The 12,264-nt window shown below is 74.5% G+C and carries 10 protein-coding genes; 3 read left to right on the top strand and 7 right to left on the bottom strand.

Annotated elements, in window-relative coordinates; genetic code table 11:
* Window positions 1–472 precede the first annotated feature (472 nt).
* Both AB0F11_RS29320 and AB0F11_RS29315 read left to right on the top strand, forming a co-directional pair.
* Entirely contained in the window at window positions 473–1,084 is a 612-nt protein-coding gene (locus AB0F11_RS29320; protein ID WP_362179952.1) for an isochorismatase family protein, read from the top strand.
* 186 nt (window positions 1,085–1,270) lie between these two features.
* A complete protein-coding gene (locus tag AB0F11_RS29315; protein WP_362179946.1) occupies window positions 1,271–1,978 on the top strand; it encodes an SDR family oxidoreductase in 708 nt (235 codons plus the stop codon).
* A 41-nt stretch (window positions 1,979–2,019) separates the two neighbouring features.
* Here AB0F11_RS29315 and AB0F11_RS29310 read toward each other — a convergent pair whose 3' ends face one another.
* The 4 genes from AB0F11_RS29310 to AB0F11_RS29295 all read right to left on the bottom strand — a co-directional run bounded on the left by AB0F11_RS29310 (window position 2,020) and on the right by AB0F11_RS29295 (window position 7,003).
* Window positions 2,020–3,624 carry an FAD-dependent monooxygenase gene (locus tag AB0F11_RS29310; RefSeq protein ID WP_362179943.1) on the bottom strand — a complete coding sequence of 535 codons (1,605 nt, stop codon included), beginning with the start codon at window positions 3,622–3,624 and terminating at the stop codon, window positions 2,020–2,022.
* Window positions 3,625–3,888: 264 nt separating this feature from the next.
* Window positions 3,889–4,287 carry a DUF6009 family protein gene (locus AB0F11_RS29305; RefSeq protein ID WP_362179941.1) on the bottom strand — a complete coding sequence of 133 codons (399 nt, stop codon included), beginning with the start codon at window positions 4,285–4,287 and terminating at the stop codon, window positions 3,889–3,891.
* The gene (locus AB0F11_RS29300) at window positions 4,284–5,711 is read right to left on the bottom strand and encodes a phage/plasmid primase, P4 family (protein ID WP_362179949.1); all 1,428 of its coding nucleotides are present in this window, start codon (window positions 5,709–5,711) and stop codon (window positions 4,284–4,286) included. Before AB0F11_RS29300 ends, AB0F11_RS29305 begins: the two co-directional genes overlap by 4 nt.
* 170 nt (window positions 5,712–5,881) lie before the next feature.
* Window positions 5,882–7,003 (bottom strand): bifunctional DNA primase/polymerase, encoded by a 1,122-nt coding sequence (locus tag AB0F11_RS29295; protein WP_362179938.1) that lies wholly within the window; start codon window positions 7,001–7,003, stop codon window positions 5,882–5,884.
* A gap of 662 nt (window positions 7,004–7,665) precedes the next feature.
* Here AB0F11_RS29295 and sigJ point away from each other — a divergent pair.
* A complete protein-coding gene (gene sigJ / locus AB0F11_RS29290; protein WP_362179935.1) occupies window positions 7,666–8,559 on the top strand; it encodes an RNA polymerase sigma factor SigJ in 894 nt (297 codons plus the stop codon).
* A 90-nt stretch (window positions 8,560–8,649) separates the two neighbouring features.
* Here the strand turns inward: sigJ and AB0F11_RS29285 are convergent, their stop codons facing one another.
* The 3 genes from AB0F11_RS29285 to AB0F11_RS29275 form a co-directional block, all read right to left on the bottom strand.
* Window positions 8,650–8,850, bottom strand: coding sequence for an acyl-CoA carboxylase epsilon subunit (locus AB0F11_RS29285; RefSeq protein WP_362179932.1), 201 nt, complete (start codon window positions 8,848–8,850; stop codon window positions 8,650–8,652).
* Entirely contained in the window at window positions 8,847–10,496 is a 1,650-nt protein-coding gene (locus AB0F11_RS29280) for an acyl-CoA carboxylase subunit beta (protein WP_362179929.1), read from the bottom strand. Before AB0F11_RS29280 ends, AB0F11_RS29285 begins: the two co-directional genes overlap by 4 nt.
* A gap of 101 nt (window positions 10,497–10,597) precedes the next feature.
* Complete coding sequence (locus AB0F11_RS29275) at window positions 10,598–11,989, bottom strand: MFS transporter (protein ID WP_362179926.1); 1,392 nt, start codon at window positions 11,987–11,989, stop codon at window positions 10,598–10,600.
* Between the last annotated feature and the right edge of the window lie 275 nt (window positions 11,990–12,264).

The following is a 12,264-nucleotide window of genomic DNA, read 5'->3' as shown; positions in this document are numbered from 1 at the left end:
TGAGGCGCGGGTCCGGGCAGAGCCCGGTACCCGGCGAAGCCGGGTTCCTCGGGGCGCCGCCCCAACCCCGCGCCTCAAACGCCGGCGAGGCTGAAATGGCCGACCTCCCGTCACGCCTTCGGCACACCCAGCCGGGGCTGAGCGGGGCTCCGCCCCACGCCCCGCGCCTCAAACGCCGGCGGGGCCGGAATGCCGGATCCCGTCCCACGCGTCGGCGAAGCCGGCCCGGCCTCCTGGGGCGCCGCCCCAGACCCCGCGCCTCAAACGCCGACGCGGCTGAAGCGGCCGGCCTCCCGTCACGGCCCTCGGCGAAGCCGGTCGCCCGCGTCGGAGCCGCAGCCGGCAAATCCAGCCCCGCCGGCGATTGAGGCGCGGGTCCGGGCAAAGCCCAGTGCCCGGCGGAGCCGGGTTCCTGGGGGCGCCGCCCCGTATCCCACCGTTCCCGCATCAGAAGGAGAGACACCCCATGACCATGACCACCGCTTCCCCGACCCTCCGCAACGTGATCGGCCTCGACAACGGCCTGCCCCGACTCGCCGACGCCACCCTCGTCATGATCGACTTCCAGAACACCTACCGCACCGGCGTCATGGCCCTCGAAGGCGCCGACCAGGCCCTCGCCGCCGGCGCCCGGCTGCTCGCCGCCGCGCGGGCCGCCGGGACGCCGGTGGTCCACGTCGTCAACGACGGCGGCCCGGACACCCCCTACGACATCCGCGCCGAGATCGGCGCGATCAGCCCGGAGGTGGCCCCGGCCGACGGCGAGCCCGTCGTGGTCAAGGGGTTCCCGAACGCCTTCCACGGCACCGATCTCCAGGAGACCCTGCGCACGCTCGGTGCCGGCGCCGGCACCGACCTCGTCCTGGCCGGCTTCATGACGCACATGTGCGTCTCGTTCACCGCCCAGGGCGCCCACGCCCTCGGCTACCGCCCCACCGTCGTCGCCGAGGCCACCGCCACCCGCCCGCTGGCCGCACCCGACGGCACGGTCGTGCCCGCAGCCGTCCTCCAGGCGGCCGCCCTGACCACGATCGCCGACCTGTTCGGCCCCGTCGCCCCCACCGTGGACGACCTCACCGCCTAGGTACCGCCGGCCCATTCGGGCGGTATGCCCTCGGGTGGCCAGGAAGGCCGCCGGCCGCGGTGGGTGGGCCGTGGGGACTACGTCCGACGCCGCGGCCCACCTGCGACCGGGGCCTGATCCGCCCACGCAGGTCAACGGCATAGCGTGCTGCTCGGGTCCGACCACCATCCGCCCCGAGGAGAGAACATGAGCACCACCGCGCCGGTATCGCTGGTCACGGGCGCCAACCGGGGAATCGGCCGGGAAACCGCCCGCCGGCTCGCCGCGCTCGGCCACACCGTCCTGCTGTGCGCCCGCCGTCCGGAGGACGCCGAAGAAGCCGTCGCCGCCCTGGCCCCGGCCGTGCCCGGCAGGCTGCTGCCGCACCGGCTGGACGTGACCGACGCCGAAGGCGTCCGTACCCTCGCCCGCACCGTGGAGGTGGAGTTCGGGCGCCTCGACGTCCTCGTCAACAACGCCGCCATCAACTACGACACCGCCCGGCGCGCCGTCTCCGTCGACCTCGACGAGGTACGCCGCACCCTGGAGACCAACCTCTTCGGCGCCTGGCGGACGGCGCAGGCGTTCCTGCCGCTGCTGCGCCGCTCGGCCCACCCCCGTCTGGTGAACGTCTCCAGCGAGTCCGGTTCCCTGGAGCACATGTCCGGCGGAACCCCCGCCTACGGGGTCTCCAAGGCGGCCCTCAACGCCCTCACCCGGAAGCTCGCCGACGAGTTGCGCGCCGAGCGGATCCTGGTCAACGCCGTCTGTCCCGGCTGGATCGCCACCGACATGGGCGGCCCGGGCGGCGCCCCCGTCGAGCAGGGCGCCGCCGGGGTCGTGTGGGCTGCCACCCTGCCCGACTCCGGCCCCACCGGCGGCTTCTTCCGGGACGGCGAACCGCTGGCCTGGTAGGCGGCGCGGTTGCGCCGGACGCGGGCGCGCCGGTCACAGCGCTAGGCCGGCTCGGCGCGCTCGGCGGCCACGTCCGGCCTGACCAGGTGGGCCGTCAGGGCCGTGCCGAGGGGGGTGCAGCCCGGGGACCAGGCCACGTAGCCGTCGGGGCGTACGAGGAGGGCCTCGTACGGGACTTCGGTGACGGGCCGCGCCTGCACCACCCGCAGCAGCGGCTCGAAGGCGCGGGCCTCGCCGCCGTGGCGGAGGTCCGCGTCCTGCCCGAACAGGAGCAGCAGGGGCCGGCCTCCCTGGAGCAGGGTGATCACGTCAGTGGTTCCGGCCGGGGTGGTGAGGGCCAGGTTCGGGAGGAACGTTCCTTCCCCGCCGGCCGGCGCGCTCTCCGTGCACCCCGGCAGCACCGTGTCCTGGGCGCTGATCATGTTCCTGAGGTGCCCGGCGACCCGGTCCGCGCTCAGCAGCCCGCTGAACAGCGAGCGCAGCGCGTCCAGTTCGGGCCCGGGCCGCATCAGGGCCAGCTGGGCCCGGGTGTTGTCGATGACCCGCTGGGCGGCGGGCCTGCGCTCCGCGTCGTAGCTGTCGAGCAGGCCCGCCCCGGCTCTGCCGCGCACGGCGAGGGCGAGCTTCCAGCCCAGGTTCAGGGCGTCGAGCACGCCCGTGCTCAGGCCCTGGCCGCCGATCGGGAAGTGCGTGTGCGCCGCGTCCCCGGCGAGGAAGACCCGCCCCTGGCGGAAGTTCCGGGCCAGGCGGGCGAAGTCGCTGAAGCGGCTGAGCCACCGCGGCTCGTCCATGGCGACCTCGCGTCCGGCGATCCACGCCACCTCCCGTTCCAGCTCCGCCAGGGTGGGCTCCCGGTGGCGGTCGGTGTGGGCGCGGGCGCAGTTCAGCGTGCGTATGTGGGTGCGGGGACCGCGGGCCCGACCGGCCACCCCGCCGCCCGCCCCACCCGTCTCCCCCCCGGCCTCCCCGGCGGCCCCCGCGCCGCCCCCCGCCGGCGCCGCTTCCGTCTTGGCCACGATCCAGCCCCGCGGCGTCCGGTGCCAGCCGTCGGCCAGGGCGCCCGGCTCCCGGAGGGTGACGGTGCCCATCAGGGCGGCCACGGTCGCCGGGTGCGTGTCCGAGGCGATGCCCGCCCCTTCGCGGACGAGGCTGCGCACACCGTCGGCTCCCACCAGGTACCCGGCAGTGCAGTCGACCGGGCCCTGCGGCCCCTCGGCCCGCACCGTGACCCCGTACGCGTCCTGCCCGATCCCGGTGACCCGGTGTCCGCGCAGGATCCGTGCGCCCGCCGCCCGGGCCCGGGCCTCGAAGAGCCGCTCCAGCTCCGCCTGGGGGCACTTGAGGATGGGCCCCGGCTCGCCTTCCGGGGCGGTGATGACCAGCCCGGGCAGGCCGGCGAAGTGGAAGGGACTGCCGCTCCCGTCCCCCGAGGGCCCCGCGGACGGGGACCCGTGCTCCGGCAGATGGCCGCGCCGGGCCAGGCACTGCACCGCCCGGGCGTGCAGGGTCGTCGCCTTGGGCCGATCGGCGACGGCGGTCCGCGCTTCGAGGAGCGCGGTGTCGATTCCGTACCCGGCCAGCTCGGCCGCGACCAGCAGGCCGACCGGCCCCCCACCGATGATCACCACGTCTGCCTCTACCCGCATGCGCTGCGCCCCCTGGTCCGGTCTTCGAAGACAAGCCGTGCCGTGCGCGACGTCCCCCGACGCGCGCGAGCCGCGGCCGGGCGGCGGGATCCCGCGGCGCGGCACAGCCGGGCGCGGAGCGCGGAAGGAGTCGGGCGCGCTCGGTTCGTCCGGGGCGACGCGGCGAAAATATACCGGATGGCCGGTTCTTTTATAGGGGTTGTCGTACAAAGCCGGTGCGGCGCGCGCGGATCCGTCCCCCGCGTCGTCCCCGCTACGTCCCCGCTACGCCAGCGGTCCGCGCAACGCCGTCGACACCGACGACATGGGGCCGCCCTCCGACCGTTCGGTCTTGCGCCCCTTGCTGCCCGGCGCCAGCGTGCGCGCGTCCACGGCCTCGGCGGGCGCCCCCTTCGCGTACAGCCCCTCCGGCTCGGTGTCCCGGTCGTGGGGCAGCAGCCAGAAGACGCGGCGCCGGAAGGTGCCGGAGGAGCGGGACGGCTTGGCCCGCGGCCCCAGTTGGGCGTAGCCGACCATCCGGCCGTCGCGGTGGTAGGCGGGTTTGCCGCGGCGGGTGGGGAGCCTGTCCAGGCTCTGGCGGACGTAGTCGAGCCCGCTGACGTCCTCCAGCCAGACGAGCTCGACCTCGTGGATGATCTCGTCTTCTGTGATGAGGGAGCTCATACCGTCTCCTCGTGCGCGAGCAGGCCGATGCCCGGGTAGAACTTGCGCTGGTTGGACAGGATCATCTCCTTGGGCGACGCCAGCCCCACCGTCTCGCGGACCCGGGCCGCGAAGGCCCGGGAGGAGATGGCGGGGGCGCCCTCATTCTGGCACCAGCCGCGGTAGGCCGCGTAGAGCTGCGCCTGTTCCACCCTCAGGTCCGGCTCGAGGCGGCAGGATTCGCCGAGGAAGCGCCCCGTGTGGTCCTCGGTGTCGGCGTACGCGGTCGTCGCGATCCGCACCCGCTCGGGCCCGGTGAGGTCCTTGTCGCCGCCCAGGTAGCGGCCGGCGCCCGCGATGAGCCAGTTGAGGATGCCGGGGCCCTCCTCGGTCACCAGGATGTCCGCCAGGTTGTCGATCTTGCGGTCGTCGGACACGACGCGCTCGAACGGTATGAGCCGCATGCGCCGCCAGAACGCGAAGCCGCCGGTGCCGACCTCGGGCCGGTGGTTGCCCAGCAGCCACAGCTTGTGCGTGGGCTGGAAGCCGAAGAAGTCCTGCCGCATGCGCCGCGCCTTGATCCGGTCGCCGCCGGTGAGGAGCTTGACGCGGGCCTCGTCGAACTTGTCGCCCGGCTTGACCTCGCTGCACACGATGACGCGCCGGCCGTGCAGTTCGGCGAGGTCGGTGGGGTGGCCCTCGTAGGGCCGCGCCATCAGGAAGCCGGGCGGGGCCGCGTCCGCGTAGTCCCCGAGCAGCTTCATCAGCACGTCGAGCAGGACGGACTTGCCGTTCTTGCCGGAGCCGAACAGGAACGGCATCACCTGGCCGCCGACGTCCCCGGTGACGGAGTAGCCGAGCAGCAGCTGCAGGAACCCGATCATCTGCGCCCCCTCCGGCCCGCCGCCGAAGGTGTCGACGAGGAAGCGGTCCCAGCGGGGCGTGGGGATCGGCTGCGGCGCGACGGTGGTGGAGCGGGAGTGGAAGTCCCTGCCGGGGACGGGGGCGCGCAGGCGCCCGGTGAACAGGTCGACGATCCCGGCGGGCGTGCACAGGGCGTAGGGGTCCGCGTCCAGGCGGGCGGCGTTCAGTATCATCCCGGGCGCCGACTTGGCCTGCGTGAGCATGGCGTTGATGCCGCTGGTGCTCAGGGCCCGGCGCCGGTGCTGGTGCAGGGCGGTGGCGGTGTGGGTGCCCGTCGGGTCGGTGGTGGCGATGGACTCGGCGAGGTCGCCCGCGGCCCACAGGACGGTGTCGTCCTCGTCGATCAGCCAGCGGGTGCTGTCCCAGCGGTACCAGCCGAGGCCCGGGACGTGCCGGTAGTCGTCGGCGTAGAGCCGGACGAACAGCTTGGCGTTGCCGCGGTCGCTGAGGGTGTCGGGCAGCAGCCCGTCGGCGGTGACGGTGGCCCCGGTGACGGCACCGGCGGAGGCACCGGCGACCACGCCCGGAACCACGGCCGGTCCTGAGGTCGGCCCCGGGACCGGTCCCACGTCGGCTGCGGTGGTCCCGTCGGGCTCCTGCGCAGGCCCGAGCGCGAGGATCTGCTCGGCGACCGCCTGTGCGTCGAACTCCTTGACCGCGGCGCTGACCGCGGCGCTCTGCCGCTCGGCGGTCACAGGCGGCCCCCGGGCGGCGTCAGGGGCCGCTGCAGGCCCGCGCTGAGGCCGCTGCGGATGATGGCCCCGTAGCGGCGCTCCTGGCCGGGACGGGCGTGCTCGGCGGCGTCCGCCAGGGCGCGTTCGGCGTCGGCGGGGGTGAGCAGCCCGGCGGCGACCAGGCCGCCGGCGGTGTACGCGGCGCGGTTGAGCTTCTCGGAGAAGGCCGCCCCCTCGGGTACGGCGGCGCAGGCGGCCACGATCGCCAGCACGGTGCCCAGGGCCTTGCCCGCACCCCGGCCGAGATGGCCGAACTGCCCGCCGCGGGCGGCGAGTACGGCCTGCCGGGCCCGGGGCGGGACGGGGCGCGGGGCGGGCACGTCGGCCGGCGGGAGGTGCCCGGTGCGCTCCAGCTCGCGGGCGAGCCAGGCGGGCAGCGGTGCGGGCTCGCAGGTGTCGCCGACTCGGGTGTAGGTGCCCGCGGCGGTGACGGTGCCGGGCGCGACGATGTAGCCGCCGTGGGCCCGTACGTCGACCTGCCAGGCCAGGGCGCGCCCGGAGCCGGAGCCGGTGGAGCACTGCCAGCGGTGGCTGCCGCGGGCCCGGTACCAGACGTGCAGCCCTCCCGAGGGGGTGCGCACCCGCAGGGTCGCGGTGTCGGCGGCGGGGCTCTGCTCGCGGCGCAGGGCGGCCAGTACGCCCAGCGTGTGGTAGCCGTTGGCGAGCCCCGTGAGGTCGACCTCGTCGGAGACGGCTATGCCCGGCAGGAGCCGGCTGCGGTCGGGCAGGGGCTGCTCGTGGGCGTCGATGTCGAGGACGACCAGGCCGGCCGGGCCGCAGGAGATCCCGACGCCGAGGGCGGGCTGCTCGCCCCACCAGCGCTCGATGCGGGAGAAGTCGAGGGTGGCGGCGTGGAAGCCGTGGCACCAGCGGCCGGAGCGGATGCACCCGCAGTCCCGGCGGTCGTGGCCGGGGGCCCGGCAGGCCTCGCAGTTGCCCGCGGGGGTCTTGCGTCCGGGAGCCAGCGGGTGGACGGGCCAGCCCTTGCTGGCGCACCAGCGTGCGGTGGCCAGCGAGCGCCCGACCGCAGGGCCCGGCTGCTCTGAGTCGCTGCGCGAAACGAGCAGCTCAGAAGCCATTCCCATCCCCTGTCAGCGACCGAAGCGACTCAACGACGGACTTACCTTAGCGAAGGTCAGGTGCGGAAGAGGCACCTCCAGCCACAACAACCCCGCGCCCCCCGGCGGCAGTTCGGGGACGACTCGCTTCCGCTTCTGGCGGCTTCCAGCGGCCGGGCCCCTCCGCCCCCGAGCGACCGAAGCCCTCCGCCCCCAGCGACTGAAGCGTCTTCGGTCGCTGTCACAGTAGCTCGAAGGAACCACAGGTCAGAGCCACGACACAACCGAAATAGCGACTGAAGCGACTCAAGACCCCTATATATGACGCTCACACGCGCACGCATGCCCGCGCACACGCGCACACGGGAATGTCTTCATATACCCGGACCTTGAGTCGCTTCGGTCGCTGATGCCCCTCCAAACCCACTCTGACCTGCGGTTCTTCTCAGCGACCGAAAGCTACCGAAGCCCCGTTCAGTCGCTGGCTTTCAGTCGCTGCGCCGCCTCCGGGCCGGTTCCGGGACCCCGAACGGGTCGAGCAGTCGTCAAGCAGGATTCGATCGCCCCCCCGTGTGGGGGACCCCAACGCCCCTGCCCCGCCCGCGGCTTCGGTCGCTTCGGTCGCTACGGTCGCTCCCGGACCCCGAGGCCTCGGCGGCCCCGCGCGAAAGGAAGCCCGACACGTGCACACGACCACCCGCCCGACGGCCCGCTTCGAGCAGGAACGGCCCCGGCTGCGGGCCGCGGCCTACCGGATGCTGGGCTCGCTCGCCGAGGCCGAGGACGCGGTCCAGGAGGCCTGGCTGCGCTTCGACCGCGCCGACACGGACGAGGTGGAGAACCTGTCGGGCTGGCTGACCACGGTCGTCTCCCGCATCTGCCTGAACATGCTCCGCTCGCGCGCGACCCGGCGGGAGGAGCCCCTGGTCCCGGAGGTCCGCGTCCCGGACCCGGTCGTCACCCGCGAGCACGTCGTCGACCCCGAGAGCGAGGTGCTGCTCGCGGACTCCGTCGGCCTGGCGCTGATGGTCGTGCTGGAATCCCTCTCACCCGCCGAGCGGATCGCCTTCGTCCTGCACGACATGTTCGCCGTGTCCTTCGACGAGATAGCCGAACTCCTCGACCGGACCCCGGCGGCGACCCGGCAGCTGGCCAGTCGGGCCCGCCGCCGGGTCCAGGACCAGGCCCCGGCCCCCGACCCGGACCGGGCCCGCCAGCGCGAGGTCGTCGACGCCTTCTTCGCCGCCTCCCGGGACGGCCGCCTGGAGGCCCTGGTCGCGGTCCTGGACCCGGACGTCGTCCTGCGCTGCGACGGCGGCACGCTGCGGGCCGGCCAGAGCGTGGTGCTGCGCGGCGCCGCGACGGTGGGCTCGCAGGCCGTCACGTACAGCAGCCTGTGCCCGTTCGTCCGCCCGGCGCTGATCAACGGGGCCGCGGGCGTCGTGGTCGTCAAGGACGGCCGCCCGCTGTCGCTGATGGCCTTCACCGTCACCGACGGCAGGATCGCCGCCATCGACGTGATCACGGATCCCGAGCGCCTCGTGGCCCTCGGCCTGGCCGGCTTCGACGCCGCCTGACCGGGACCCGTAGGCGGCACCCGCCCACGTACGTCCGGCCCCGGCGCGGGGGAACGCCGGGGCCGGACGGGATGGGGGGAGTGACTTGGGCTACGAGGCCCAGGCGCCCGGAGGCTGGTAGCCGGGCAGCGCCCGCGGCCACAGCGGCACCGGGGCAGGCACGGCCTCGGGCTCCGGCTCGGGCGCCTGCATGCGCGCCGTCAGCAGCACCGCGAGCGCGGCGAGTTCCTCCATGGTGGGCGCACCCTTGACGATGCGCAGCGAGGCCAGGGGCAGTTCGGGATGCGTCACAGTGGCAGGTTTCCGTGTTTGCGGGCGGGCAGGGCGGCCTTCTTGGCGCGGAGCATGGTGAGGGCGTCGATCAGTCGGGTGCGGGTGTCGGCCGGGTCGATGACGTCGTCGACGAGGCCGCGTTCGGCCGCGTAGTACGGGTGCATCAGCTCGGTCGTGTACTCCTTGATCCGCTGGGCCCGTACGGCGTCGGGGTCGTCGGCCGCCTTGATCTCGCGGCGGAAGATGACGTTGGCGGCGCCCTCCGCGCCCATTACCGCGATCTCGTTCGAGGGCCAGGCCAGGGCGAGGTCGGCGCCGATGGAGCTGGAGTCCATGACGATGTAGGCGCCGCCGTAGGCCTTGCGCAGGACGAGGGAGATCCGCGGGACGGTGGCGTTGCAGTAGGCGTACAGGAGCTTGGCGCCGTGGCGGATGATGCCGTTGTGCTCCTGGTCGACGCCGGGCAGGAAGCCGGGGACGTCCACGAGGGTGACGAGCGGGATGTTGAAGGCGTCGCAGAACTGCACGAACCGCGCGGCCTTCTCGCTGGCCTGGATGTCGAGGACGCCGGCGAGGGCGCCCGGCTGGTTGGCGACGATGCCGACGACCTGCCCGCCGAGGCGGCTCAGGGCGCAGACCACGTTCTGCGCCCAGGCCGTGTGGACCTCGAAGTACTCGCCGTGGTCGACGATCTCCTCGATGACGGCGCGGATGTCGTACGCCGCGTTGGCGCGGGCCGGGACGAGGTCGAGGAGGCTTTCGCAGCGGCGGTCGGCGGGGTCTTCGAGGTCGCCGGAGGGGGCGAGTTCGCGGTTGTTGGAGGGGAGCAGCGACAGCAGGTGGCGTACGTCTTCGAGGCAGCTCTGCTCGTCGTCGTAGGCGAAGGTGGCGACGCCGGAGGAGCCGGCGTGGCTGTCGGCCCCGCCGAGGTGTTCCATGGTCACGGCCTCGCCGGTGACGGCCTGGACCACGTCCGGGCCGGTGATGAACATCTGCGAGGTGCCCCGCACCATGAACACGAAGTCGGTCAGCGCCGGGGAGTAGGCGGCGCCGCCGGCGCAGGGGCCGAGGATCACGGAGATCTGCGGGATGACGCCGGAGTTGCGGACGTTGCGCTGGAAGATGCCGCCGTAGCCGGCGAGCGCGGTGACGCCCTCCTGGATGCGGGCGCCGGCGCCGTCGCAGAGGCCCACGATGGGGGCTCCGGCTGCCTCGGCGAGGTCCATCAGCTTGTGGATCTTCTCGGCGTGGGCCTCGCCCAGCGCACCGCCGAAGATCCGGAAGTCATGGGCGTACGCGAACACGGTGCGGCCGTGGACCTTGCCCCAGCCCGTCACGACGCCGTCGGTGTGCGGCTTCTTGAGCTCCAGGCCGAAGCCGGTGGCGCGGTGGCGGCGCAGGGCCTCCGTCTCCGTGAAGGTGCCTTCGTCGAAGAGGATGTCGATGCGCTCGCGGGCGGTCAGCTTGCCCTTGGCGTGCTGGGCCTCGGTGGCCCGCGGGTCGGGGCCGTCGACGATGCTGCGGCGCAGGGAGTTCAGCTCGGCGGTGCGCTCGCGCAGGGACGGCGCGGGGGCGGGGCCGACGGCGGTCCGGGGCGCGGCCGGGGCAGGGACGGGGGCCGGGGGTGGCGGAGTGTGGACCGGCCGTTCCTCGGTGATGCTCATGCGGACCCCTTTCGGCGCGTGTGCGCCCGACTGGCTGGTTGGGCGCCGGTGAGGGTCGGCCGAGGCGCTAAAGGGGGGCTTGGGCGGGTACTTGCGCCGCTTCAGCGGACCCCGGCGGCGTTCTCGGCGGCGACCGCTGTACGGGTGTCCTGCTCCGGGGCCGTGGCGGGCTCTGACGCGCCCGTGGTGCGGCGGCGGCCGATGCGGAGGGCGAGTACGCCGGCCAGCGCGGCCAGGGCGGGCAGTACGGCCATGCCGGCGACCACGCCGACCTGGGCGGTGTGGCTCTGGACGGCGGCGTGCCCGGTGTCGGAGGAGGCGTAGCCGGAGGCGTCGAGGGCCAGGGCGTACAGGAACGGGCCGACGGCCAGGCCGAGGGACTCCGCGCCTCCGAAGAGTCCGGCCAGGGCCCCCGCGCGGGACCGTCCGGCCTCGGAGGCGGTGGTCTCGGCGAGCATCCCGTACAGGAACAGCAGCTGGCCCGCGTGGCCGGTGCCGAGCAGCAGGAAGACCGGCAGGGCGCAGGCGGCGGGCAGGAGCGCAGTGGCCGTCAGGAGCAGGCAGGCGGCGGCGAAGACGGCGGTGGCGGCCCGCAGGCCGGTGCGCTGGCCCCAGCGGGCGCCGGCCCGGGTCCACAGCGGCACGGTGAGCAGGTTGGGCAGGACGAAGGCGGCGACCAGGGCGCCGGTGAGGCCGGGGGCGTGCAGGGCGTGCTCGGCGAAGTAGGGGCCGCCGGCCAGCAGGCAGCCTGTGGCGGCCACTTGGAGGATCACACAGAGCAGCAGGGCGGTGAACTCCCGCAGGCCGCGCAGCAGGACCCAGGGCCGCAGCAGCCCGGCCCGGGCCGGTCCCGTGTCGGCGGCCCCGCTCCCGGCCCCGGACCCCGGGCGCACACCCGCGTGCGCCCGGGTCGCGCCGTGCGTGGCCAGGGTGCCCGCGAGGATCAGGGCGGCGCCCAGCAGCCCGGCCCAGCGGTGGGCGGCGAGCCCGCCGCCGGCCGCGGCGACCACGGCCGGAGCGAGCGCACCTGCCGAGAGGGCGGCCACGGCGATGCCCGCGACCCGGGCGCCGACGAGCCGGATCCGCTCGGCGGGGGTGGCCGCGAGGTCGCCGGGCAGGGCTGCGTACGCGGCGTGGAAGAACGCGAACGCGGTGGCCGTGAGCAGGAATCCGGCGGTGGTGAGCAGGGCGCCCGTCAGGCCGCGGGCGAGGCCCGCGAAGGTCAGGGCGAAGCCGGCGGCCGCCCCGGCCCCGCCGAGCAGGAGGTGCGCGGTGCGGCGGCCGCGGTCGCCGAGGCGCCCGGCGGTGGGGGTGAGCAGGACGTCCCAGATCTTCGGGAGCAGGACGAGCGCGCCGGCGAGGGCCGCGCCGACCCCGAGGGTGTCCGTGAGGTAGGGCAGGAGCAGCAGGCCGGGCAGGGTCGTGAAGACGCCGGTGACCATGGAGCCGCCGGCGTAACCGAGCCGAATCCGTGTGCCGCGGGCAACCGGCATGATCCGTTCCTCCAAGTCAGCATGATGCGGGCAAGAATGCGACTGATCATGACGAGTTGGACGCGGGGCACCAGTCGGGGATTCCCCGGGCAGCCCCTGCGCGGCGCATGCGCGCATATCGCGGCCGGCTCGGACTTGACGGAAACCGCGCCGGGACCGGCCCCGTCCTCCGGTCGTCCTTGAGTGGCCCTTGAGCGGCGCTTGGGGCGCCGAGGCGATTCCTGGCGCTTTGCGTGTACCTTGCCGCGACTTTGCTGCCTCCATACCCTGTCCGT

Origin of the sequence: Streptomyces sp. NPDC032472, from assembly GCF_040636955.1 — a bacterium.
Lineage (GTDB): Bacteria > Actinomycetota > Actinomycetes > Streptomycetales > Streptomycetaceae > Streptomyces.
Note: the sequence above shows the minus strand (reverse complement) of the source record. Positions and strands in the feature narration are given on the sequence as shown.

Excerpts from the sequence above, each read along its gene's own strand:
- AB0F11_RS29305 (WP_362179941.1), bottom strand. The coding sequence starts at position 4,287 with ATGAGCTCCCTCATCACAGAAGACGAGATCATCCACGAGGTCGAGCTC.
- AB0F11_RS29295 (WP_362179938.1), bottom strand. The coding sequence starts at position 7,003 with ATGGCTTCTGAGCTGCTCGTTTCGCGCAGCGACTCAGAGCAGCCGGGC.
- AB0F11_RS29280 (WP_362179929.1), bottom strand. The coding sequence starts at position 10,496 with ATGAGCATCACCGAGGAACGGCCGGTCCACACTCCGCCACCCCCGGCC.
- AB0F11_RS29320 (WP_362179952.1), top strand. The coding sequence starts at position 473 with ATGACCACCGCTTCCCCGACCCTCCGCAACGTGATCGGCCTCGACAAC.
- AB0F11_RS29315 (WP_362179946.1), top strand. The coding sequence starts at position 1,271 with ATGAGCACCACCGCGCCGGTATCGCTGGTCACGGGCGCCAACCGGGGA.
- AB0F11_RS29310 (WP_362179943.1), bottom strand. The coding sequence starts at position 3,624 with ATGCGGGTAGAGGCAGACGTGGTGATCATCGGTGGGGGGCCGGTCGGC.
- AB0F11_RS29275 (WP_362179926.1), bottom strand. The coding sequence starts at position 11,989 with ATGCCGGTTGCCCGCGGCACACGGATTCGGCTCGGTTACGCCGGCGGC.